The 24,471-nt window shown below is 64.7% G+C and carries 19 protein-coding genes and 2 riboswitches; of the genes, 11 read left to right on the top strand and 8 right to left on the bottom strand.

The features are described 5' to 3' along the window. Positions 1 to 5 precede the first annotated feature (5 nt). The gene (locus VXM69_RS34850; RefSeq protein WP_367190638.1) at positions 6 to 773 is read right to left on the bottom strand and encodes an urea amidolyase associated protein UAAP1; all 768 of its coding nucleotides are present in this window, start codon (positions 771 to 773) and stop codon (positions 6 to 8) included. 57 nt (positions 774 to 830) lie between these two features. Then, positions 831 to 962: riboswitch (guanidine-I (ykkC/yxkD leader) on the bottom strand. 432 nt (positions 963 to 1,394) lie between these two features. Continuing rightward, positions 1,395 to 1,516: riboswitch (guanidine-I (ykkC/yxkD leader) on the top strand. A gap of 140 nt (positions 1,517 to 1,656) precedes the next feature. On the opposite strand from VXM69_RS34850, the gene VXM69_RS34845 reads away from it, so the two are divergent. Then, complete coding sequence (locus tag VXM69_RS34845; protein WP_124609961.1) at positions 1,657 to 2,679, top strand: ABC transporter substrate-binding protein; 1,023 nt, start codon at positions 1,657 to 1,659, stop codon at positions 2,677 to 2,679. Positions 2,680 to 2,814: 135 nt separating this feature from the next. Here VXM69_RS34845 and VXM69_RS34840 read toward each other — a convergent pair whose 3' ends face one another. Continuing rightward, positions 2,815 to 3,573, bottom strand: a complete 759-nt coding sequence (locus VXM69_RS34840) for a sulfite exporter TauE/SafE family protein (RefSeq protein WP_049035835.1) — start codon at positions 3,571 to 3,573, stop codon at positions 2,815 to 2,817. A gap of 477 nt (positions 3,574 to 4,050) precedes the next feature. Here VXM69_RS34840 and VXM69_RS34835 point away from each other — a divergent pair, with 477 nt between their 5' ends. Then, positions 4,051 to 5,385: a PLP-dependent aminotransferase family protein gene (locus VXM69_RS34835; RefSeq protein WP_367190637.1), complete on the top strand. Its 1,335-nt coding sequence runs from the start codon at positions 4,051 to 4,053 to the stop codon at positions 5,383 to 5,385. Between the two features lie 304 nt (positions 5,386 to 5,689). On the opposite strand, the gene VXM69_RS34830 is transcribed toward VXM69_RS34835, so the two are convergent. The 3 genes from VXM69_RS34830 to VXM69_RS34820 all read right to left on the bottom strand — a co-directional run bounded on the left by VXM69_RS34830 (position 5,690) and on the right by VXM69_RS34820 (position 10,606). Further along, complete coding sequence (locus VXM69_RS34830; protein WP_034190447.1) at positions 5,690 to 8,794, bottom strand: efflux RND transporter permease subunit; 3,105 nt, start codon at positions 8,792 to 8,794, stop codon at positions 5,690 to 5,692. Next, complete coding sequence (locus tag VXM69_RS34825) at positions 8,791 to 9,912, bottom strand: efflux RND transporter periplasmic adaptor subunit (RefSeq protein WP_367190636.1); 1,122 nt, start codon at positions 9,910 to 9,912, stop codon at positions 8,791 to 8,793. Before VXM69_RS34825 ends, VXM69_RS34830 begins: the two co-directional genes overlap by 4 nt. A 76-nt stretch (positions 9,913 to 9,988) precedes the next feature. Further along, complete coding sequence (locus VXM69_RS34820) at positions 9,989 to 10,606, bottom strand: TetR/AcrR family transcriptional regulator (RefSeq protein ID WP_049035844.1); 618 nt, start codon at positions 10,604 to 10,606, stop codon at positions 9,989 to 9,991. 97 nt (positions 10,607 to 10,703) lie between these two features. Between VXM69_RS34820 and VXM69_RS34815 the strand changes: the two genes are divergently transcribed. From VXM69_RS34815 to VXM69_RS34780, 8 genes are all read left to right on the top strand, one after another. Further along, positions 10,704 to 12,170: an efflux transporter outer membrane subunit gene (locus VXM69_RS34815; RefSeq protein ID WP_367190635.1), complete on the top strand. Its 1,467-nt coding sequence runs from the start codon at positions 10,704 to 10,706 to the stop codon at positions 12,168 to 12,170. A gap of 236 nt (positions 12,171 to 12,406) precedes the next feature. Next, a complete protein-coding gene (locus VXM69_RS34810) occupies positions 12,407 to 13,339 on the top strand; it encodes an AraC family transcriptional regulator (protein ID WP_082744782.1) in 933 nt (310 codons plus the stop codon). Positions 13,340 to 13,715: 376 nt separating this feature from the next. After that, positions 13,716 to 15,185, top strand: coding sequence for a catalase (locus tag VXM69_RS34805; protein ID WP_367190813.1), 1,470 nt, complete (start codon positions 13,716 to 13,718; stop codon positions 15,183 to 15,185). A 66-nt stretch (positions 15,186 to 15,251) separates the two neighbouring features. After that, positions 15,252 to 15,893, top strand: coding sequence for an HD domain-containing protein (locus VXM69_RS34800; RefSeq protein ID WP_124671152.1), 642 nt, complete (start codon positions 15,252 to 15,254; stop codon positions 15,891 to 15,893). A 159-nt stretch (positions 15,894 to 16,052) separates the two neighbouring features. After that, positions 16,053 to 16,799, top strand: coding sequence for a glucose 1-dehydrogenase (locus VXM69_RS34795; RefSeq protein ID WP_034190443.1), 747 nt, complete (start codon positions 16,053 to 16,055; stop codon positions 16,797 to 16,799). 304 nt (positions 16,800 to 17,103) lie between these two features. Next, a complete protein-coding gene (locus tag VXM69_RS34790; protein ID WP_069706410.1) occupies positions 17,104 to 17,925 on the top strand; it encodes an alpha/beta hydrolase in 822 nt (273 codons plus the stop codon). 116 nt (positions 17,926 to 18,041) lie between these two features. Then, positions 18,042 to 18,578 carry a DUF3331 domain-containing protein gene (locus VXM69_RS34785; RefSeq protein ID WP_185733135.1) on the top strand — a complete coding sequence of 179 codons (537 nt, stop codon included), beginning with the start codon at positions 18,042 to 18,044 and terminating at the stop codon, positions 18,576 to 18,578. Positions 18,579 to 18,639: 61 nt separating this feature from the next. Further along, positions 18,640 to 19,539 carry an MBL fold metallo-hydrolase gene (locus VXM69_RS34780; RefSeq protein WP_367190812.1) on the top strand — a complete coding sequence of 300 codons (900 nt, stop codon included), beginning with the start codon at positions 18,640 to 18,642 and terminating at the stop codon, positions 19,537 to 19,539. 375 nt (positions 19,540 to 19,914) lie between these two features. Here the strand turns inward: VXM69_RS34780 and VXM69_RS34775 are convergent, their stop codons facing one another. From VXM69_RS34775 to VXM69_RS34765, 3 genes are all read right to left on the bottom strand, one after another. Beyond that, on the bottom strand, positions 19,915 to 20,229 hold the full coding sequence (locus VXM69_RS34775; RefSeq protein ID WP_231750658.1) for a VOC family protein: 315 nt from the start codon (positions 20,227 to 20,229) through the stop codon (positions 19,915 to 19,917). 671 nt (positions 20,230 to 20,900) lie between these two features. Continuing rightward, positions 20,901 to 22,178: an ATP-binding protein gene (locus VXM69_RS34770; RefSeq protein WP_200088039.1), complete on the bottom strand. Its 1,278-nt coding sequence runs from the start codon at positions 22,176 to 22,178 to the stop codon at positions 20,901 to 20,903. Further along, entirely contained in the window at positions 22,162 to 22,911 is a 750-nt protein-coding gene (locus VXM69_RS34765) for a response regulator (protein ID WP_175027779.1), read from the bottom strand. Before VXM69_RS34765 ends, VXM69_RS34770 begins: the two co-directional genes overlap by 17 nt. Positions 22,912 to 23,224: 313 nt before the next feature. Here VXM69_RS34765 and VXM69_RS34760 point away from each other — a divergent pair, with 313 nt between their 5' ends. Next, positions 23,225 to 24,469, top strand: a complete 1,245-nt coding sequence (locus VXM69_RS34760) for an efflux RND transporter periplasmic adaptor subunit (RefSeq protein WP_367190634.1) — start codon at positions 23,225 to 23,227, stop codon at positions 24,467 to 24,469. Positions 24,470 to 24,471: the final 2 nt, after the last annotated feature.

Raw genomic sequence — 24,471 nt, 5'->3', positions numbered from 1 at the left:
GCTCCTTATGCGAACAGACGGTCGGTGTTGGCGAAGCCGCGCGTGTTCTCGGCGCACGCGTGCCGGCACGGGTCGTCGTCGGACGCCGCGCCATCGGCCGGATACGCGCGGTATGCGATCAGCTTCACGGCCTTCGGCGCATAGTCGGGGCGCGGATCGAGCGGATGCGGCGCGGTCGAGAACGCCGCGAGCGTGTTCATCTCGAAGCGCAGGTCCAGCGCGCTGCCGGCCGGCGAATGTCCCGCGACGAAATCGAGCGCGCCGTCCTCGCGCGTGTCCAGCTTGCTGAAGAAGTTGACGTTCGCGGCCAGGTCGCGCGCCGACAGCCCGTATTTCGCGAGCTCGAGCACGAGACTGTCGCGGCCGTTGCGGATCATCGCGTTGCGATCGGCCTGGTACGACGTCGTGCCGTACTTGTGCGCAAACAACCGCGCATCGCCGACGCCGCCGAGCGGGTCGTGCCAGCCGAGCGTATCGGCGGTGATCGACGCGATCACGCGCCCCATGTCCGTGTACAGCGCATGGCCGCTCGTGAGATGCGCGGTGTGCTGCGCCTTCAGCGTGTCGGCCATGTTGTAACGTTCGAGCAGGTCTTCCTGGCGATGAAAGACGGCAGACAGGTTCGCGCCGCCGTCGACGTCGACGATGCGCAGCGCGAGACCGCGGCGCAGGATGCCGGACCAATGGGTTCCGGCAGGAATCAGCGTTTCCCACGCGACGTGCGGCGGTGGCGCGAGGACAGAGACGGGGGTGGCTTGGGGGCTCGGCGACATGGCGGCTCCGGGGTCGGTTGGACAAAAGGCGTGAGAGGGCGACCGAACGACATCGCGACCTCCCGGGCTTTTATCCCTCCGTGGAGCCTCGCCGTTTCCTCGCATCGAGGCAAAGGCAAGACCGGATTGCTCTCGGACCAGGCATCGCGCGGCGTACGCCGCACGACCGGAACCCTAGCGATCCTGAAGATGATGCAAATTGCTTCGCACCTCTCGAATGTCGATCAAGCGAATTGCGTGCCAACGTCCTCGCCCCGACCGCACGACGCCGCACGGCGGCGCGCCGACGCCCGGCATGCGCGAAGCCGCCGCGTCCGCTTGCCCCCGCACCGGGCGCGCGGCGCACCACGCACACGCGAACGCGCACCGGCGCAGTGCGTGCAATGCGATCGCGCATGGTGCGATACACGGTGGCACGGGCATTGCTGAATCGGCACACCGTCACTCGATGTCCCGCCCCTCATGAACAAGCTCGACCTGCTCCGGCGCGTATTGACCGCGCTGTTCGCCGCCCGCTTCATCGAACTTCAGCACGCCACGCGCCGCCGCTGAAACGCGCCGCCGCGTGCCGTTGGCACGCTTCTCGCTCGGCATGACGCCGAGAGGTGCGGCGGCGTCGCATCTTAGGGGTGCTAGGGTTCCGGTTCACCGAACGTCTGGTCCGAGAGCAGCCCGGCGCGGGTTCGTCCGATCGCGAGAGCGGACGCGCATGCGCTACACGGCGGGACAAAAGCCCGGGAGATTGGCGATGGCAACGGCCATCGTGCCTCTCCGTGGCCGCTTTTTCCGTTCCGCATCCGCAGGAACCGGTCACGCAGTCGGACCGTGCGTTCACGTGCGGTCCGTATCGACGATCCCGATCCCGGTCTCCTGGAGAACAACGATGACCCGTCCCGCCCCGGCGTTCCGCCGCCTGTCGTCCTTCCGTTTTGTCCGCCACGCAGTGGGGGCCGCCGTCGCGGCTGCCGCGCTGTGGGCGGCCCCCGCCGCGCAAGCCGCCGCCCCGCTGAAGATCGGCTACAGCGACTGGCCCGGCTGGGTCGCGTTCCAGGTCGCGCTCGACAAGGGCTGGTTCAAGGAAGCCGGCGTCGACGTCGATTTCGAATGGTTCGATTACTCGGCGTCGCTCGACGCGTTTTCGGCGGGCAAGCTCGACGCGGTCGCGGCGACCAACGGCGATGCGCTCGTCACCGGCGCGTCCGGCGCGAAGAACGTGATGATCCTGCTGACCGACTATTCGGCCGGCAACGACATGATCGTCGCGAAACCGCCGTTGCGCACCGTCGAGGCGCTGAAGGGCAAGAAGGTCGGCGTGGAACTCGGCCTCGTCGACCACCTGCTGCTTGAAACCGCGCTGCAGAAGCACGGGCTCAAGAACAGCGACGTCACGCTCGTGAATGCGAAAACCAACGAACTGCCGCAGGTGCTCGGCTCGTCGGCCGATATCGCCGCGGTGGCCGCGTGGCAACCGAATGCGGGCGAAGCGTTGAAGCGCGCGCCGGGCGCGCGGGCGATCTTCACGTCGGCCGATGCGCCGGGGCTGATCTACGACGCGATCACGGTCGCGCCGACGAGCCTCGCCGCGCGCCGGGCCGACTGGGCGAAGGTGGTCAAGGTCTGGTATCGCTGCGTCGCGTACATCAACGATCCGAAGACGCAGGGCGACGCGGTCAAGATCATGTCGGCACGCGTCGGACTCGCGCCGGAACAATACCTTCCGCTGCTGAAGGGCACGCACCTGCTCGACGAGGCCGCCGCGAAACGTGCGTTCCGCAAGGGCGACGGGCTCGACTCCCTCTACGGCTCGACGCGCAACGCGAACGCGTTCAACGTGCGCAACGCCGTGTACAAGCAGTCGCAGGACGTCGACGCGTACATCGATCCGCGGTTCACCGCGCCGCATTGACGGCGGCCGGCCCGCGTGCCGCCCCGGTTACCGATCCGGCCGTTCCCGACGAACGGCCGCGCGGTGGCCGCCGCGGGCCGACTGTCGAATCGGCGCACGCTGCCACCAGCGGTCGCGAGCAACAGCGCAGGATCTCTAACGCAGAAATCCGGATGCACCATCCCACAGCAGTTTCAGGGCCGTGACCATCAGCAAGCCATAACAGGCTCGGTACATCTGACGCTGGTTCAGCCTGTCATGCAGGCGCCAGCCCAGCCAGACGCCCGCGGGAATGGCGGGAAGGCAGATGGCCATCAACGCCCAGACAGCGCCCGTCGGCCTCGCCAGCGCCAGCCAGGGCAACGCCTTGAGGAGGTTGCCTACCGTGAAAAACATGCTGGTCGTCCCGGCATACATCTGCTTGCCGAGACCGAGCGGCAGCAGGTACATCGCCAACGGCGGCCCTCCGGAGTGCGCGACCATCGTGGTAATGCCCGAGGTCATGCCGGCTGCGACCGCTTTGCGCGACGAGCGCGCACGCACCACGACTTCACCCCCTCGCATGAACCACATTCCGACGAACGTCAGTGTCACGATGGCCATCACGATGGCGATTGCCCGGTGGTCCAGCCCGCGAAACAGCACATAACCGATCCCGATGCCGACGACCAGTCCGGGCACCAGCCACACGAGGTCGGGCTTGGACCAGGTCGACGGCTTCCAGTACCGCAGACCGAACAGATCCATTGCAATGAACAGCGGCGCAAGCAAGCCGCCCGCCGTGACGGGATCCATGACGAGCGACAGCAGCGGGATGCCGACGATGGCGAAACCGCCACCGAAGGCGCCCTTCATGAAGCAGATCAGGAAAACACCCGCGAAAGTGATGAGGATGACAGTGACGTTCAGTTCCATGTTGCCTCCCTTCCCTTCACCTCGGTAACGGGAAGCGTATTCAGTGAGATCGACCCCGCAAACGACGGCGCATGCAGTCCGGCGCGCCGGGTCGGTGTGACGTTCGCGCTGACCGCCAGTGCGGCGATCTGCCGGAAATCACGGGTCTGGCTTGAATCGACAACGCATCGTAGTTCGCCATTTCAGTACAATCAAATTATTGTCATGGATACATCAGGCGATGTCTTGGACGTGCAGCAGCCTGCCAGGCCGGCTCCCTTCAGGTCTTTTCCGAGCCGGCAAGCGTCATCCGGATCGCAGGTTTCGGCGTATGTAAATCTGTCGAATTGCGCCGTAATTTCTGATCCTGGAGGCGCGTGACCTGCACAAATGTCGATGCGTAAAGGCGAGCGACTGCGACAAGACGCGAGAAGCGTCGGTATCACGCGCGATGTTTGGAAGATAATCGGTACATTCAAACGATTGTATTGAATCGACATGCCTCGACTTCGCTACAAGGAAGTGGTTGACCGGTTCGCGGCGGACATCCACGAAGGTCGACTGCGTCCCGGAACCCGACTGCCGACCCACCGCGATCTCGCCGCGCGAGAGGGGCTGTCGCTCGCGACCGCCACGCGCGTCTACGCCGAGCTCGATGCAATGGGATTGGTCAGCGGTGAAACCGGCCGCGGCACGTTTGTGAAGGAAGTGCTTCCGCGCGGTCATGGCGTCGATCTCCAGGCCTGGAACGACGGCGCGATCGACCTGAACTTCAACAACCCTTCCATGCCGGGTCAGGGCGAGCTTCTGAGAACGGCGCTGCGAGAGCTGGCGGGGTCGGGCAACCTGGACGCATTGCTTCGCTACCATCCCCATGGCGGACGGCCGCACGAGCGGGAGACCATGGCCCGCCATCTGACCAGCCGCGGCTTGTCGGCGTCACCCGAGAACACGCTGCTCGTGAGCGGCGCACAGCACGGGCTCACCGCGACCGCCATGGCATTGCTCGACCCCGGCGACGTCGTCGCGGTGGACGCGCTGACGTACCCCGGTTTCAAGCTGACCGCCGAGGCTTTCCGGCTCGAACTCGTGACGATTCCAGGTGCGGCAGACGGCCCCGATCTGGATGCCCTGGCGAAATTGTGCCGGCGAAGACGGGTGCGCGCGATGTACACGATGCCGACCCTGCATAACCCGCTGGGATGGGTGGTGAGCGCCCGTCAAAGGCGTCATCTGGTGTCCATTGCCCGGCAACACGGACTGATCCTGATCGAGGATGCGGCTTATGCCTTTCTGGAGAAGCGTCCGCCGCCGCCGCTTGCGATGCTTGCGCCCGAACTGACGGTGTACGTGTCCAGCTTGTCGAAGAGCGTCGCGACGGGGCTGCGCATCGGCATGGTCAGCGCACCGCGCGACTGGGTCGGCAAACTGGAACGCACGATCCGGGCGACCGTCTGGAACACGCCCGCCGCCATGACGGCGATTGCCTGCGGCTGGATCGAGGACGGCACCGTTGCAAGGCTCGAAGCGGAGAAACGGCGTGACGCTTCCCTGCGCCAGGCCGTCGTGAGCGAAGTCCTCGGTCATTTGAAGCCGGTCCGTCACTCCTCGTCGTACTTCGTCTGGCTGCCGCTGCCACACGAGGTTCGGGCGGATGCCGTTGCGAAGGCGTTGCTGCGTGAGCGCATCTCGGTGTCGACGGCACATCCCTTTGCTGCGTCGAGACACGTTCCGCACGCCGTTCGCCTGGCACTGGGTTCGGTCGACCTCGACACGCTCCGGCGCTCCCTCGAGACAGTCGCGAACGTGGTGAAAGACCATACTGATCGGTAGTCAGTCTTGTCCCGGCCGGCATTGCCGGCCTGCGAAGGCCGGATCTCGTCTCACCTGCCTGTCACCTCCCGCCGCCGCATCGAGTCGCCGTCCGGCGTCGGTCCGATTCCGTGCCACGGCCCGACGCCCCGAAGTCACCGCGCAAAGAACAAACGGGGCGCACCGGATCGCCTCTCCCGATCTCGACTGCAAGCCATGGCTCGCCTTCCCGCAGCGTCAATCCGTTCGCCGCCGGGCTCGCAACCGGACGCAGGTCGACTCCGCGTCGCGAGGCGCCGGGCGATACCTTCATCGCCCGGCGCGCTCATGCCTCCGTTGTCACGCCGGCGCTGGGTTCGAGCGCGGAACGGCTTTCTCCTGCCGCGGGCCGGATCTTGAACCAGATCGAGTACATGGCCGGCAGAAACACCAGCGTCAGAATCGTTCCGGCGAAGGTTCCTCCGATCAGCGTATAAGCCAGCGTGCCCCAGAACACGGAATGGGTCAGCGGAATGAACGCCAGCATCGCGGCAACCGCCGTCAGGATCACCGGCCGCGAGCGCTGCAGGGTCGCCTCCACCACCGCATCGAACGGCATCATGCCCGCGTGCGTGTTCACCTCGATCTGGCCGATCAGGATCAGCGTGTTGCGCATCAGGATGCCGGACAGCGCAATGAGTCCCACCAAGGCGTTGATGCCGAAGGGCTGATTGAACAGCAGAAGCGTCGGCACCACGCCGATCAGACCCAGCGGACTGGTCGCGAACACCATCATGGTCGCGGCAATCGAGCGCGTCTGGAAAATGATGATGAGCAACGTCAGCGCGATCATGATCGGAAACAGCGGCGCGAGTGCATTGGTCGCCTTGTTGGCCTCCTCGATGGAGCCGGCCTCCTCGATCCGGTAGCCGCCCGGCAGCTTCGCGATGATGGGCTGCAGCTGCGCGAGCATCGCGGTCGACACATCGGGCGGTTGCAATCCTTCGGCGATATCGCCGCGCACGGTGATCGTCGGCGTTCGATCGCGACGGCGCAGGATCGGATCCTCCATGCGGATGTCGACCTTGCCGACCTGCGAGAGCGGCACCCGCTGCCCCGCGGTACCGACCAGCGTGAATCCTTCGATCCGTTGCGGGTCGAGCCGGGTGTCTCCCGCCGAACGCGCGACCAGTTCCACCGAACGAATGTCCTCGCGCACGTGCGTGACGGGAATCCCGGTCAGCAGGAATTGCAGTTGCTGCGCGACCGAGCTGGACGTCAGCCCGAACGACCCGAGACGAGTCTGATCGAGCGTGAAGTGCACGGTGGGTACGCGCGGCCCCCAGTCGGCGTTCACCGTTCGCATCATCGGGCTGGCGTTCATCGTCCGTTCGACCTGTGCGGCGATCGTGCGCAACGTCCCCGCGTCCGGGCCCATGACCCTGAACGCGACGGGGTAAGGCGAGTAAGGGCCGAACACCAGCTGCGTGACGCGAACCTGCGCCCCGGGCACCAGGCCTGCGGCGACGACCTTGCGCAGACGGAATTTGAGCGCTTCACGTTGACGCTCGTCGTTCGTGCGGATCACGATCTTCGAGAAGGACGAATCCGGCAGCTCCGGAGACATCGCCAGATAGAAGCGCGGCGCGCCCTGCCCGATGTACGAGGTCACGATCTGCGCTTCCGGCTGCTTCGCGAGCCACGCCTCGACCTTTTCCGTTGCCGACGCGGTCTGCTCGATCGAAGTCCCGTAGGGCATCTGCACTTCGACGAGCACTTCCGGGCGATCGGACGTCGGGAAGAACTGCTTCTTCACCAGCCCCATGCCCATCACGGCGATCACGAACGATGCCACCACGATCCCGGCGACCATCCACTTGCGGCCGATCACGCGCCCGAGGAAACGGCGAAAGCGCTGGTAGTTCCGCGTGTTGTAGATCGCCTCGTGGCCGCCTTCGATCACGGCGATGTCGGGCAACAGCTTGACGCCGAGGTACGGCGTGAAGACGACGGCCACGACCCACGACGTGATCAACGCGATGCCGACGATCCAGAACATGTTGCTCGTGTATTCGCCCGCCGTCGAGCGCGCGAAGCCGTTCGGCATGAAGCCGACCGCCGTGACCAGCGTGCCCGACAGCATCGGCGCGGCCGTGTGGCTCCACGCGTAAGCCGACGCCTGGACGCGGTTGTAGCCCTCCTCCATTTTCACGACCATCATTTCGATGGCGATGATCGCGTCGTCGACGAGCAGGCCCAGCGCGAGAATCAGCGAACCGAGCGTGATGCGGTCGAAGCTCTTGCCCGTGGCGGCCATCACGACGAAGACCCCCGCGAGCGTCAGCGGCACCGCCGCCGACACGACGATGCCGACGCGCCATCCCATGCTCGCGAAGCTCACGACCATCACCACGAGCAGCGCGACGAAGAACTTGACCATGAATTCGTCGACGGCCGAATGGATATTGACGGCCTGGTCGGTCACCTTCGTGAGGCTCATGCCGAGCGGCATCCCGCCGTTGATCGATGCGACCTCCGCGTCGAGCGCCTTGCCGAGGTTGAGCCCGTTCCAGCCGTCCCGCATCACGACGCCGAGCAGCAACGCCGGTTCGCCGTTGTTGCGAATCTGGAATGTGGCCGGGTCTTCGTAACCGCGTTCGACGGTCGCCACATCGGAAAGCTTCAGCGTGCGGCCCTGAACGACGATCGGCGTGTCACGAATGGTCTGCAGCTTGTCGAACGCGCCTTCGACGCGAATGAAGACCTGCGCGCCCGCCGTATCGATCGAACCGGCCGGCGTCAGAACGTTCTGGTTGTTCAACGCGGCGAAGATCTCCTGCGGCGTCACGCCGAGCGTCGCGAGCCGGTCGTGCGAAAACGAGACGTAGATCCGTTCCGCCTGCTCGCCGATGATGTTCACCTTCTTGACGCCCGGCACATGAAGAAGCCGCTGGCGCAATCCCTCGGCGTCGCGCACCAGCACTCGTTGCGGCTCGCCTTTCGCCTTCAGCGCGAACAGCGCGAACGTCACGTCGGAGTACTCATCGTTGACGAGCGGGCCGATCACGCCGGGCGGCAGGTTGCCCGCTTCGTCATGCAGCTTCTTGCGCGCCTGATAGAACTCCTCGGGCACGTCCGCGGGCGGCGTACTGTCGAGCAAGGTCACGGTGGTGAAGGCCAGCCCCGGACGCGTATAGGTCTCGGTCCGGTCGTACCAGCGCAGTTCCTGCATGCGCTTTTCGAGCGGCTCGGCCACCTGGTCCTGCATTTCCTGCGCGGTCGCGCCGGGCCACGCCGTGATGACCGTCATCGACTTGACGGTAAAGGGCGGATCTTCGGCCCGCCCCAGTTTCAGGAAGGCCACCACGCCGGCGATCGAAATCAGGATGATCAGAAACAGCGTGACCGAGCGCTCCCGCACCGCGAGCGCCGACAAGTTGAAGCCGCTCATCGCGCCGCTCCTTGCGCGGCGACGGATGCCGCGATCATCTTGTCGTTGGCGAGACGCACCTGCTCTCCGTCGTGCAACAACTGGGCACCGAGCGCGACGACCTGATCGCCGTCGCGAAGGTCGCCCGTCACCGTCGCACTGTCGTCGCTCAATGCGGTGACGCGCACCTTGCGCCAGGTCACGCGCGACTGGGCCCGGTCGACCGTCCAGACCCCGGTGCCCGTGCCTGGATCGAACACCGCGCCGACCGGTACCACCATGCCGGCGGGTGCCTGGCCGGCATCGCCTGCGAGATCGAGCGTCACGGTCGCGCCGAGCGGCGCATTCGACAGCGCGCCCTGGAGAACGTATCGCGCCTCGTAGGTCCGTGTCAGCCGATCGGCGGAGTCGGAGAGCTGGCGCAGGACGGCGGGAACGGGCTTCTGGGCCGCGCCGTACAGCGTCGCCTCGGCGATCGAGCCGGATGCGGGACGCAGCGTCTCGGGAAGCTGGACGACGGCCTCGCGGGGGCCGGCATGCGCGAGCCGCACGACGATTTGTCCCGGCGCGACGACCTGGCCGGGCTCCGCCAGCGTCTCGACCACCACGCCGTCGGCGTCCGCCATGACGACGGCGTAGCCGGACGCGTTGTTGGCGAGCACCGCCTGCGCCTGCGCCGCGACGAGCTGGGCCTTGGCGGAGTCGGCCGCCGCCTTGAGCTGGTCATAGGTCGATGCCGAAACCGCGCCGGCCGCGACGAGATCCCGATAGCGCGCCTCGTCGGCGGCCGTCTGCGTCGCGCGCGCCTGGGCGGCATCCACGAGCTTCTGCTGCGCACGGGCCTGCAGCCCCAGGTCGATCGGATCGATGCGCATCAGCGGCTGGCCGCGCTTGACCGTCTGGCCCGCGTCGACCAGCCGCTCGATGACCTTGCCCTGAACCCGGAAACCGAGATCGCTCTGAACGCGGGCGCCCACGACACCCGAAAACGACCGGCTCGCCCCCGCCGCGCCGTGAACGGCGCTCGTACGCACAAGTGGTGCCTCGGTGCGCGGATCGGCGGCCGGATGCTCGCCGCATGCCGCGAGCGCAAGCGAAGCCACGCCCAATGTGTAGACAAAATGATGGCGCCGGAACATGAGGTCCCCTCTCGCAAAGAACAGGAGCCCTCATTCTGATACCAGTGACCAATTCAGTCAACAGTCACAACAAGATTCATGGCGCGAGACTTCTGAGTACCAGGTTCGCAAGTTGGGTCGTCGCCTCTTCCGCACCCTCGAGGTTGTACTGGAGCAGCAGCGGATTGAAATAGGGCTTCATCACCAGAAAGATCCCGTTCACCGCCTCGTCTTGCGGCGTCTTGCGTTCGAATTCGCCGGTTTCGCGCCCGAGCCGCAGGATCTCGGCGACGAGTTGCCGGATCTGGTCCTCATAACCCTGGACCGATGGCCAGGGCGATGCGGCCGACACGGCGGCGATGTCGTAAAGCTTGCGATCCTGGAAGAAGAGCTCGCTTCCGGATGAAAGCAAGGTCTTGAACATACAGCGAAATTTTTCCGTCGCGCTGTGCGCGCCGTCGATGTTTTCCTTGACGGCGGTGATCATCGCGGCGAGGCGATTCGCGCAGATGACTTGACCGATCGCCTGCTTGGAATCGAAGAATTTGTAGATATAGGCTTTTGAAAACCCGATTTCCTTCGCGAGGTCGGAAACGGTGGTCTTTTCGTAGCCGTAGCGGCTGAAGTATTCCGTTGCGGCGTCGACGATCTGCGCGCGAACTTCGTGGTCCGAGGGGCCGCGGGACGGGGAGGCGGAGGGAGTCGGTTTGTTCATGTCTCAAGCTTAGCCGCTCACTCGCGAGTTGACAACTTGTGACCATATTGTATATTGGTCACACTATCCGCTCTGCCGTTGCGCTCCCGAGATGATCATGCCCCTGCACCGTCCACTTGTTCTCCTGGCCAGCGTCGCCGCCCTTTCGGCGTGCGCCGTGGGTCCCGACTACCACCGCCCGGATGCGCCGCTGGCGCAGCACTACCTGACCCAGCCGTCCGCCGGCACGGCACAGGCTCCGGTTGCCGATCTCTCCGCCTGGTGGGAAAGCTTCAACGACCCGCTGCTCACGCGTTACGTTTCGCTGGCGCTAGCGCAGAACCTGGACCTGGCTCAGGCCGTCGCGCAAATCACTCAGGCACGCGCGCGCCTCGGCACGGCCAACGCGGCGCTCCTCCCGTCGGCCTCGGTTTCCGCGTCGGCGGCCCGCGCCTATCAGTCCGTCGACACGCCGTTGGGGCAATTGCTCAATGCCACACCGGGTTACGCGCGCTGGGGCACCGAGTACGAAACCAACCTGGAGGCCGGTTGGGAGATCGACATCTTTGGCGGTCTGCGCCGCCAGCGTGAAGCCGCGCTCGCCGATTACTCGGCGACGCAGGCGGCGGCGGTCGCCACCCGCCTTGCCGTCGCGGCCCAGACCGCGGACCTCTACGTCACGATCCGGGGGCTCCAGGCCCGTCTGGACATCGCGACCCGGCAGGTGCAGACGCAGCAGACACTGCTCGCGGACGTGAAACTCCTGTATTCGAAAGGTGCGGCGGCCGACTATCAGGTTCAGCAGGCGCAAGGCGCGCTCGATCAGGTTCAGGCCAGCGTGCCCGTCCTGCTCGCGGCGCTCGACGCGGCGTCGAACGCCCTCGACGTGATGCTCGGCACGCCTCCCGGCACGCACCGCGCGGAGCTGAGCCCGCCCGCCGTGATCCCCGTTGCGCCGTCGCTCGCGGAAATGGGCACGCCGGCCGATCTGCTGCAAAGACGTCCCGACCTGATCGCCGCCGAACGTCACCTCGCCGCGGCCAATGCGCGCATTGGCGCCGCGATCGGCGAGTACTACCCGACGGTCTCGCTGAACGCCTTCCTCGGCAGCGCGACCGCCGCCGCCACCGGTACGTTGTTCTCGAGCGGCGCCAACCAGGCGGCCGGCCTCGTCGGGCTGCGCTGGCGCCTGTTCGATTTCGCGCGCATCGGCGCCGATGTCGAAGCGGCGAAAGGCGCCGACGCGCAGGCGCTCGCGGCCTATCGGCAGGCCGTCCTCCGCGCGTCCGAGGACGTCGAGAACTCGCTCTCGTCATTGGTGAATCGACAGGCGCAGGCGGCCACGCTGTCGCATGCCGAGTCGTCGTTTTCCCGCGCCAAGGATGCGTCGATGACCGCGTACCGCAGCGGTGCGGCGAGCTTCATCGACGTATTGCACGCGAACGAGACGCTGCTGCAGGCCGCCGACGCGCGTGCGCAAGCACAGACGGAATCCGCGCGGGCCGCGATCTCGACGTTCAAGGCGCTCGGCGGCGGCTGGGACCCAGCATCGCACGGCGGTCAGACGTCGTTGAGTTCACGCTGACGAAGCCGCCCTGCGTTGGCGCGCGCAACGACGCCCGCGCACCGTCCGGTTCCGCGCGAGTGCGAATCGCACCATTGCCGTGCGCGTCGCACCCGCGATCGGACAGCGTCACGCGCGTGACTGCACGCATCGCGCGGCCGTCATCGAATTGCGCTAAATTGGGCCTGATTTCATTTGAACCCGCCGTCGGGCAAAGGCACGCCACGCCCGACCGGGCGCACTCCAGGGCGCGATGAATGAACGACAAGGATCCTGTCGATTACGGTCAACCGGTTGCAGACGACACGCTCGCCAGACGGTTTCTCCTGCGAGATGCACCGACCGTGCGGGCCGGCGTTTTCTCCCACGGGCAACCGATTTCGTTCACCCGGTTGATCAACCCGCGGCCCCAGCCGGGGCGCTCGCTCACGCCGCAACCGGAGGAAGCCTTCGTCTTCCAGATGCCGCTGATACTCGGCCCCGATCCCGGCCTCCGTTATTCAAGCGGCAATCTCGACGCGTCCGCGTCGTGCAGTCCCGGCAGTTGCTTTCTGCTCGACCTGCGCTCGAGCCCGACGCGCCGTCTCGACATGCCGTTCGATACCATGCGGCTCTATCTGGCCCAGGGCGCGATCGAGGAATTCACCGATCAAAAGCGGCGCCGGCGCATAGGAGGACTCGTGCAGCCGCATCTCGGCGCCAGCGACCCGGTGCTGCTCAGTCTGTCGCATACGCTGCAGACGGTCCTGCAGCAGCCCAACCTGACGAGTGCGCTGTTCATCGATTACCTCGCGCTGGCGTTCTGCGAACACGTCGTCACACGCTATGGCCGAGCCGATCCGGCGCTCCGGCCGCGCCGCTCCGGACTCGCTCCTTGGCAGATGCGGCGCATCGAGGATTATTTCGCGTCCCACCTGCACGACAATCCGTCGATCGCCGATCTCGCGCGCGAGTGCAATCTCTCCACCAGTTACTTCGGCGAAGCCTTCAAGCAGACCACCGGCAGCACGCCCCATCAGTGGCTGCTCAAGCGCCGTATCGAGCGTGCGAAATCGCTGTTGCGGGACACCGATGCGAGCCTGGCCAGCATCGCGTCGGACTGCGGATTTTTCGACCAGAGCCATTTCTCGCGCGTGTTCTCGCGTCTCGAGGGGTGCGGGCCGAAAGACTGGGCGCAGCGCAACCGATAGCCCCGCACCGGTGCAAACGTCACGGGCGGCGCATGTGTGTCCGCTCGACATGCACCGACGCACCCCGCACCGCCGCCTCCTGATCCGGATTCAGCCCCTGCCCCCGGTATTCGACGGTCGTCCGCGAATCGTCCAACGAACCGGTGTTTTATACAAGATCGCGCGGGCACCCCGCGGGTACGCTTCTCTCACATCGACTCGTCGATGCCTCCGTGGCGCGTCACTCGTCGAACGGGTGGCCATCGCGGTCCGGCCGTTTCATGTCGGCGCACCTGCCGAAATTGCACGTTGATTTTCCCGTAAAGCCTCGCGCGGCCGCCCGCCCCGAAACGGCATGGCGCTGCGCCGGTCCGCCCACCCCTCCTGGAGTCGACGCATGAAAAATCGCGATACGTCTACGCGTCTCGATCACGCAACCGGTGCGCCCGTCGCCGACAATCTGAACATCGAAACGGCCGGCCCGCGCGGTCCCGCGCTGCTGCAGGATATCTGGCTGATCGAGAAACTCGCGCACTTCGACCGCGAGGTCATTCCCGAACGACGCATGCACGCCAAAGGATCGGGCGCGCATGGCGTATTCACGGTCACGCACGACATCACGCGCTACACCAAGGCGAAACTCTTTTCGGAAATCGGCAAGGCAACGCCGGTATTCATGCGCTTTTCGACAGTCGCCGGCGAGCGCGGCGCCGCCGATGCCGAACGCGATATCCGGGGCTTCGCGGTGAAGTTCTATACGGAAGAAGGAAACTGGGACATCGTGGGCAACAACACGCCCGTGTTCTTTTTCCGTGATCCGCTGCGTTTTCCCGATCTCAATCACGCGATCAAGCGCGATCCGCGCACCGGACTGCGCAGCGCAAACAGCAACTGGGACTTCTGGACGCTGCTGCCGGAGGCGCTTCATCAGGTCACGATCGTCATGAGCGACAGGGGCATCCCGCGCAGCTATCGTCACATGCATGGATTCGGCAGCCATACGTTCAGCCTCGTCGATGCCGACAACCAGCGGACGTGGGTGAAATTCCACTTCCGTACGCAGCAAGGCATCGAGAATCTGACCGACGGCGAAGCCGAACAGCTCGTGGGCAAGGACCGGGAAACGCATGGCCGCGACCTTTACGAAAGCATCGAACGCGGCGAGTTCCCGCGCTGGACCCTCTTCATTCAGGTGATGAACGACGACGAGGCCAGGGCGCTGCCGTTCAACCCGTTCGACCTGACCAAGGTCTGGCCGAAAAGCGATTTCCCGCTGATCGAGGTCGGCGTGCTCGAATTGAACCGCAACCCGGGCAACTACTTCGCCGAGGTCGAGCAGGCCGCGTTCTCGCCCGCGAACGTCGTGCCCGGCATCGGCTTTTCGCCGGACAAGATGCTGCAGGCGCGGCTCTTCTCTTATGGCGACACGCAACGTTATCGACTGGGCGTGAACTTCAATCACATTCCCGTCAATGCGCCGAAGTGCCCCTTCCACAGCTACCACCGCGATGGCGCCATGCGCACCGACGACAACCTCGGCGGCACGCCGTCCTACTACCCGAACAGTGCCGGCGAGTGGGAAGTGCGGCCCGATCTTCACGAGCCGCCGCTGCGAATCGAAGGCGACGCCGCACATTGGGACCACCGCGTGGACGTCGATCACTTCGCGCAGCCAGGGAATCTGTTTCGCCTGATGAGTCGGGCGCAGCGACAGGTGCTGTTCGACAACACCGCCCGGCAGCTGGCCTCCGTCCACGCGCCTATCCAGGAACGCCACATCCTCCATTGCGCGAAGGCGGACCCCGAGTACGGCGCGGGCGTTCGCGAGGCCCTCGCGGGAATCGGGGCGACGGCTGCGGCGAAGTAACCGGCCGTTCGCGTGCGGCGTCCGCCAGGACGCCGGCATCCGCTCACATTTCGATGGAGAACCGTCATGTCGCAGGTCATTCAGGATGTCGCCGTGCCCGACAGTCAGCTTGCGCGGGAAATTACCGAGTTCGTGCGCGACACGTCCACCCCGCTGCTCTTTCATCATTCGAGCCGCGTCTATTTGTTCGGCGCCCTGGAAGGCGTGCGTCGCGGCCTGAAATTCGATCCGGAACTGTTGTACGCGGGCGCCATGTTCCATGACATCGGCCTCACCGGCGCGTACAGCAGCGCCACCGAACGCTTCGAAGTCGACGGAGCCAATGCGGCCCGCGACTTTCTCTCGGGCCGGGGCATCACCGCGGCCGACATCGATCTCGTCTGGACGGCCATTGCGCTGCATACCACGCCCGGCATTCCGCGCCATATGCACCCGGTCGTTGCGCTGGTGACCGCCGGGGTCGAGATGGATGTGCTCGGACTTTCGTACCATGCGTTCTCGCACGAGGAACGCGAAGCCGTGACGCATGCGCACCCGCGCCCGCCGCACTTCAAGGAAGAGATCATTCAAGCGTTCTACAACGGCATCAAGCACAAACCGGAGACCACGTTCGGCAACGTGAAGGCCGACGTGATCGCCGACAAGGAGCCTCACTTCCATCGGGGGAATTTCTGTTCCGTCATCCGCGATTCGGCATGGCCGGGTTGACGATGCCATGTCCCGCGCATCGACGGCCGGCCAGTCGCGCCGCGCCAGGCGATCGCGACCGCATGCAGGTCCGCACAGGCAGAAAACACCGGCGATCGCATCGTGCGAGACGGCTGGCCGGTGTCCATCAACGGAATCATTCACACTGAGGTGAACATCATGGGCAAGCTTGCAGGAAAAGTGGCCGTTGTAACCGGTGCGTCGAAAGGTATCGGCGCCGCCATCGCCAAGGCGCTCGCGGCAGAGGGCGCGTCGGTCGTCGTGAACTACGCCAGCAGCAAGGCCGGCGCGGACGACGTCGTGTCCGCCATCACCACGGCCGGGGGAAAAGCGGTTGCCGTGGGCGGCGACGTGTCGAAGGCGGCCGACGCGAAAGGCATCGTCGACGCGGCGATCGAAACGTATGGGCGCCTCGACATTCTCGTCAACAACTCGGGCGTCTACGAGTTCGCGCCGATCGAGGCGTTCACGGAAGCGCAATACCGCAGGCAATTCGACATCAACGTGCTCGGGGTCCTGCTCACGACACAGGCCGCCGTCCAGCACCTGGGCGAAGGCGCCAGCATCATCAATGTCAGCTCGGTCGTCTCGACGCTCACACCGGCGACGACCGCCGTCTACAGCGGCACGAAAGGCGCGGTGGATTCCATCACAGGCGCGCTCGCGCGCGAACTCGGGCCGCGCGGCATTCGCGTGAATACGATCAACCCCGGCGTGATCGTGACCGAAGGTGCGCAAAGCGCCGGCGTGATCGGATCGGAGTTCGAGAGTTCAGCGGTCAGCCAGACGCCGCTCGGACGCGTGGGCCGGCCGGACGACGTTGCATCGATTGCGGTTTTCCTCGCTTCCGGCGACGCAAAGTGGCTGACGGGCGAACACATCATCGCCAGCGGCGGCATGCGCTGACGCGGGTTCGCTCGCGTACCGTCGGCCCCGCCATCGACGCAATGCATATGACGATCGCTCCGGATTTCCCGCGGCTCAGCGGGTTGCCACGTCGATTCGGAGCGTGACGACTGCAGTCACTGAAACGAAACGACGATGCCCGCACTTCGTGAGTGCGGCCCGCATGCGCGGGTCGCTGCTCACCGCCACGCCGGAAACCAGCGGGCGCCGGTGCGACGCGCCGTTCGCGATCGCCAACTCGACACGATGCTCCGTATTGCCCTGCCCGAGACTTCCTTCAAATCAACCTGATCAGGAACGTGCCATGAGCTATTTCAACTCCACGGACGGTACCGAGATTTTCTACAAGGACTGGGGGACAGGCACGCCGGTCGTCTTCTCCCATGGGTGGCCGCTCTGTGCCGACGCCTGGGATGCACAAATGCTGTTCCTCGGCACCCGAGGCTATCGTGTCATTGCACACGATCGCCGCGGCCACGGCCGTTCCGGTCAAACGTGGGACGGGAACCACATGGATCAGTATGCCGACGATCTCGCGGCACTCCTGAACCATCTCGATCTGCGCGGCGCGGTGCTGGTCGGGCATTCGACCGGTGGAGGCGAGGTCGCACGCTACATCGGCCGCCACGGAACCGGACGCGTCGCAAAGGCGGTGCTGATCGGCGCGGTTCCGCCGATCATGCTCAAGACCACCGATAACCCGGGCGGTCTGCCGATCGATGTATTCGATGGACTGCGCGCCGGCGTGGTGAACAATCGTTCGCAGCTCTACAAGGATCTCGCCGTACCGTTTTACAACTTCAACCGCCCGGGTGCCGACGTGTCACAAGGCACGATCGACGCCTTCCAGGTGCAAGGCCTGATGGGTTCGATCAAGGGGCAATTTGATTGCATTCGTGAATTCTCCGAGGTCGACTACACCGAAGACCTGAAAAAAATCGACGTTCCCCTCCTCATTCTGCACGGCGACGACGACCAGATCGTGCCGATCGACGCATCGGCACGACGGTCGGTTGAAATCGCCCCGAACGCACGGCTCAAGATCTATCCCGGCGGCTCGCACGGCATGGCGACGATCAACGCGAGCGCAGTCAACCTCGATCTACTCGATTTCCTGCAAAGCTGAATCGTCTGTCTGCGATGTGCCTGTGCAGCGCTTTGCACAGGCCCCGCGCAAAAACCGCCCGCCTGGCAGCACCGTTTCTCACGCTGCATCCAGCATCCAACGGCGATATTGAAGCTATGGAAAACACTCCAGGTATCGACGACGTCGCAAACGACATCAGCGACCGGAATCGTTGGGACAGGATCCTCGATGCCCTGCGATCGCCTCCGGCTGCACCGCTTTCAGCGGGAGCGGACGAGCGTGCGTGCAGGACCGATTCGAACCTCGGGGCGGTCCGCATCGTGATTCTCGAGCGCCCGTCCGCCGACACCGTGCTCGTCTCGTGGAGCAGTTCAACGACGTGTCGATACGGCGAGCAGACCTGGCAGAGAGTGATTGCCCGGAAGGACGGCGTTTGCATTCTGAGCGGCGACTCGATTGCTCGAGGGGACGCGGTCTTTCGTCCAAAGCGCGCGCGAAACGCGATGTGCAGCAACGCGACGGCAATGATCAAGGCGTCGGCCATCGATTCGCCGCCTTGCCGGGGCGGTCAGACATCAGTCGGGTCGGTCTCTGAATCCAGGGCCTCGACGCCGAACCGGCCTGGCGATCGGCACGCGGATGCTTTTCCCGAACTCGAACCGCACTTTGCCCAACTCGTCTCCGAGGCTTGAATCGGAGACGGACGGGGGCAAGAAAAGGAGACATCGCGTGGATCAATCGCTCGAACGCGCCATCGCGGGCATCGTTCGGACGCGTGCCGGAAAACATCCGGTGCCGGTTGTCCATTCCTTTTTTGACGAGGCGACATCTACCGCGAGTTATGTCGTTCACGATCCGATCTCGCTTGCCGCAGCAATCATCGACCCGGTCCTCGACTTCGACGCACCGACGTGCCGATGTTCGGAGACATCGGCCCGCGCTATCGTCGCTTATATCGAATCGGAAGGCCTCTCGATCGTATGGCTGCTCGAAACCCATGTCCATGCGGACCACCTGAGCGCCGCGTCCTTTCTGCAGGCGCGTGTCGGCGGTGCGCTCGCAATCGGACGCGCGATCACCGCGGTACAGCGACGCTTCGGCAGCTTGTTTAACGCCGGACCGGAGTTCCTGCGCGACGGCTCGCAATTCGATCACCTGTTCGATGACGGCGAGCGATTCAACATCGGGGCGATCGAGTGCAGGGTTCTCGACGTTCCCGGACATACGCCCGACAGTGTCGCCTACGTCATCGGCGATTCGGTGTTCTGCGGCAACACGATGTTCATGCCGGACTACGGGACGGCGAGAGCCGACTTGCCGGGCGGAGACGCCAGGCGGCTTTTCCGCTCCATTCGGCGACTGCTTTGCCTTCCCGACGAAGCAAGACTGTTCCTGAGTCACGACTACAAGGCGCCCGGACGGGACGCCTACGCGTGGGAAACGACAATCGGGGCCGAACGCACCACGAACGTACACGTTCGTGACGGGATTACTGAAGACGCGTTCGTCGCGGCACGTACCGCACGAGACGCGACGCTGACCTTGCCGAAGCTGATTCTTCAAGCGATGCAGGTGAACATGCGGGCCGGCGCCCTTCCGCCTTTGGAAAACAACGGCAAGCGCTATCTGAGAATTCCGTTGAATACGATCTGATGCAATCGGCGGTGAACCTGGCGTTCGGCGGGTCGGTGCTCCTGGGCTCTCTCGGAGCGCGGGTTCACTGGATCTTGAGCCACGGCTGGACTGGACCCTGACCGTGTATGCGAGCTGAGCCTGGCATGCACGGCATGCGGGGCGCTACCGTGATTGAAGTTCGAGTCGATACGCCTGAAAATAAGCGGCATTACTTCGTTATCCTTCCGTTATGTGGCATCGACAATCAGCGGCACATGATGTCGAGCGGCCGTTGTGTGCTCGCGCGAAGGATGCTTTGCGACCCGGGCGACATTCGTCGCGGCTCCTGCAACGGCCCTTCGTCGCCGCCAAGCGGTCGTTCGCGGGACATACGACGAACTGCAAAGCCCGTGGTTAGTTGCGGCACATGCAAAGCTCGAACTCGTGTCCGTCGGGGCTGCTCAATACAATGCTTTTCATGGACGCGATCTTCAATCCGTCCATCACGATGGCGGCGCCGTTTTCTGTTGCCCGTTTCACGAATTCGTGAAGTGCACTTTCTTCGAACTCAAAGACCGGGACGGAGCTGCTACCTTTTATCTCGTCTCCAAAATCGTTTAACAAAAGGCCCAGTCTGTTTGTGCCGATCAAGAATTCAGTCCACTTGCCGGACCGCTTCAGCGGTTCATATCCGAGAAGTCGCTCCCAGAAAGAAGTGGACGTCTCCATATCACTCACCTTCAAATACACGGTCCGAAGTTTCATGACGTGCCCCCGAAATGGATGCCAACGGAATGTATCAGATGCCAAAATAATTGGCTTTCAACAGCATCGGCCAGATTCATGCAGTGATTGAAGCTTGACTGAGCTTGAGGTCGAAAGCGTACTGTCTGAACTCGGTGCTTCGCCCGGCCGGCGGCACGGTGCGCCGGGAATCGGTCTAGAAATCAGGGGGTACTGCCGGAACGCTTGGTCCACTGCGTGAGTGGACAAATTTAATGCGGACGTAGACGAGTTGTGTCATTCGCGCCGAGCTATGGGGAATTCGATTCGACTCGCGTCGTCCGGTCGAATCGCCGTCTGGCGGCCCTGCTGAACAGCCATGAAGCGCCCGTATCCTGTCACGTCGAAAAGGGTCTCGATCACTTCGACGTGCACTCACGCTGCACGATCCGCACAGTCATCGGTATCGAACACTGGAAGCGATGATGAAGGGGAAACATATCGTGAACGGAGTCATCGATGTCGGGTTGCCGTTCCTCCCTTCCGCCAACACCTGGTGAACACACCACCGAGGACCTCAACGAAGGCGCCCTCACGCTTGCCGAAGCGGTGGGCGCAGGGAAGCTCGACTAGACACCGCTGCCCCCCGGACGAGCGGCGACAGCGCATGCGGCACTTCATCGCGCGGCGCTGTGCTTCGGAAACCTCATCGCTATGACAAGGCCGCCGTCGGCCGCGTTGGAAATCTGCAGCGTGCCGCCGTGATGGCGAACGAGGCGGCGGACGATGGCGAGGCCCAATCCGCTGTGCGCGGTGCCGCCGCGCGCGGGATCGAGCCGGACAAACGGACGCAGCACGCGGTCCAGGTCAGGCTCGGACACGCCGGCCCCGTGATCTCGCACCACGATTTCGTAGTGCTCGTCATGCGCTCGCGTGGCGATCTCCACGGGCGGCTCGCCGTAGGTCAGCGCATTCTCGACAAGGTTGGAGAGAATGCGGTCGATATCGACCATGGGCAGCATGAAGTCGAGCCCCGCGTGCAGATCGAGCGTGACAAGTGCATCGGTATGCGCTTCGCCGCCCGGACTCGGTGCGTCGGTGTAATCGCGACGACAATGCGTGTCCACGCTGATTTGCGGCGACCCTTCGGGGCTCTCGTGCGCAAAGTCGAGAAACTGCGTGATGACACGCGACATGGATTCGGTATCGCGCAGAAAGCCCTCGCGATCGCTACGGTCGGTCAGCAGGTCTGCCCGCACCTGCATGCGTGTGATCGGTGTCCGCAGGTCGTGCGCGATACTCGCGAGCATCACGGCGCGCTCGCGCTCTGCCTCGGCCAGCTCGCGCGTCATGTCGTTGAAGTCGCCAATCAGCTCGCGCAGTTCGCGCGGCCCGCGTGTGCGCACGCGGTTCAGGTGATGGCCAGTGCGATGCTCACGCGCGGCTGCGGCAAGATCGCGGATGGGGCGGTTCAGGTGCCACGCAAGCACGACGGCAACCACGATAGCGAACACCAGCGTCAACGCCAGCACCCCGGTGAAACGACTCAGTGGCACCTCGGCCCGCGGGAGCACGATGCCACGCGTGCTGCCTGCGGGGAGCACGCGCAGCGTGCCGTCGCTATCCATCGCCACGTGGATGCCCGACGGCAGCACGTGCCGCAGCTGCCGTTCGATGGGCCCGAGCGTGTCGATGCGAAAGCGCTGCGCTTCGGCGGCCGGCAGTTGCTTCAGGTCCACGAACGAAATACCGAGAATGTTCGCCACAGACCGTTCGCTGCCGCCATCGTGATCGCCCATGCGGGCGGCTGCCTCCATGACGCGCGAAATATGGAAAGCGGTGAGGCTCGCGCGGGTTCGGTCGATCAGCAGCAGCGACGTGAGGTGAACCAGCACGAGCAGGCCCACCGTCGTGATGACGAGCCGGCCGAACATCGAATCAAATGGATTCTTCATCGGCCGGGATGTCGGGAATGAACATGTAGCCGACGCCGCGCATGGTTTGCAACCGCCGGGGATTGGACGGATCGTCCTCGATCAGGCGACGCAGGCGCCATACCGGCACGTCGATGCCGCGCTCCGTCACCTCGGCATCCGGACCGTGGAGCAGCTCGATGAGCCGCGCACGCGAAAGCGTCTCCATGGGGTGCGAGGCCAGCACCTCGAGCAGCGCGTACTCGCCGCCCGTGAGCTTCACGGGTGTGCCTTCCCTCAGCAGCGTGCGCGTCGAGAAATCCAGTTCGAAACGGCCGAACCGGCACGGGGCGCGCTTCTCCTGCATTACCGTGGTTGGCGGCTGGCCTTGGCGGCGCAGCACCGCGTGGATGCGTGCGAGCAGTTCCTGCGGCATGAACGGCTTGCCCAGATAGTCGTCCGCACCCAGTTCGAGCCCCAGCACGCGTTCCACGCCTTCGGCGCGCGCGGTCAGCATGATGACGGGAATCGTGTCGCCGCGCGCGCGCAATTGCTTGAGCGCGGTGAGGCCATCCACGCCCGGCATCATGAGGTCCATCACGATGATGGACGGCCGCTCGCGTTCGAGCCGCCGCGCCAGATTGGTGGCGTCGTGCAAGACGGAGAACGCGCTGCCGCGTTGCTGGAAGAACTTGCGCAGCAGGTCGCGCAGCTCGGCGTCGTCATCAACGAGCAGGACCTGCAGCGTGGAATCGGGAAAGGGGGGTGCGTGCACTTCGGGTATTCGGGTGGGATGAGAACGGATTGATGGTAGCCCGGAGAAGGCTCGACTGGCTTTCGAAATATTACTGAGTATTGGCGCTCGCCAGATGTATGTGCCGCACCGCCTGGTGTTTCGTTTCGTACGCAGCAAGCATCCCCGTCTCTTTCGTCTGTCTTCTCGGGTCACCGGACAGTAAGTTTCCGTAAGCACGGAAATAGGCGACGTCGGTAGCGTTACGCCTTGCCCAGCACCGGTTCCGCTGAGCTGCCATTGAAGCGCTCGGTGCCATCCCGTTCCCGCATCGCGATGTCCAAACAGGTCAAAGATGAAGACGTCAATCCTCTCTAACCACGCGCACCACCGCACGATGTGCAGGCCGCGGCGCTTATTTTCCGCGCTCTCGATATTCGCCATACTCGGCACCGCGGGCTGCAACAAGCCGACAGGCGCGCCCTCCGGCTTTGCCGCACAAACCACCGCGGTCGGCGTACTCACGCTCGCGCCGCAGCGCATCGTCGAAACCACCGAACTCTCCGGCCGCCTTTCCTCGCTGAAGGTTTCCGACGTCCGCCCGCAGGTGGGCGGTATCGTCTTGAAGCGCCTGTTCGTGGAAGGCAGCGACGTGAAGGCGGGTCAGGTGCTCTACCAGATCGACCCGGCCACCTACCAGGCGACCTACGACCAGGCCCGCGGCACGCTCGAAAAAGCGCGCGCCACGCTGGCCTCGGCGAAAACGAAAGCGGATCGCTACACGGAACTCGTGAAGATCAACGCCGTGAGCAAGCAGGATTACGACGATGCCGTCGCCGCCGTTCGCGAAGACGCAGCCGACGTCACGGCCGACGAGGCGTCGCTCGAATCTGCGCGCGTCAACCTCGAATACACGCGTGTGCGCGCCCCAATTTCCGGGCGCATCGGTGCATCGAGCGTGACCGAGGGTGCGCTCGTCACCTCCGACCAGACCACTGCGCTTGCCACCATCCAGGCGTTCGACCAGATGTACCTCGACGTCACGCGCCCCAGCACGGAATGGCTGAAGCTGCGCAAGGCCTTCGCTTCGGGGCGCCTGAAGAAAACGGGCAGCGACAGCGCCGCCGTCACGCTCGTAATGGAAGACGGCACCGAGTACGCCCACCCCGGCGCGCTGCAGTTCTCCGGCGTGACCGTGGACGCCACGACGGGCTCGGTCACGCTGCGCAGCACGTTCCCGAACCCCGAACGCGAATTGCTGCCCGGCATGTTCGTCCGCACCCGTCTGGAAGAAGGCGAAAACGACAACGCGATACTCGTGCCGCAGATGGCCGTGACGCGCACATCGGACGGCAAGGCGAGCGTCTACGTGGCGGACGCGACCGGCAACGCGCAGCAGGTGCAGGTGGTGGCCGACAACGCATTCCGCGACCAATGGATCGTGACGTCGGGTCTGCACACCGGCGACCGCGTGATCGTGAGCGGCCTGCAGAGCGTGCATGCGGGCGCGCCGGTCAAGGTGGCGGCCGATACGCCGCAGACGCAGGCGAACGCGGCACCCGCGACAGACACGGCCTCGTCCGTGTCGGCACAACGCTAGGC

The sequence above is a fragment of the Burkholderia sp. Ed8 genome, from assembly GCF_040761425.1.
Lineage (GTDB): Bacteria > Pseudomonadota > Gammaproteobacteria > Burkholderiales > Burkholderiaceae > Burkholderia > Burkholderia seminalis.
The sequence above is the reverse complement of the archived record's forward strand: the minus strand, read 5'-3'. Positions and strand labels throughout refer to the sequence as shown.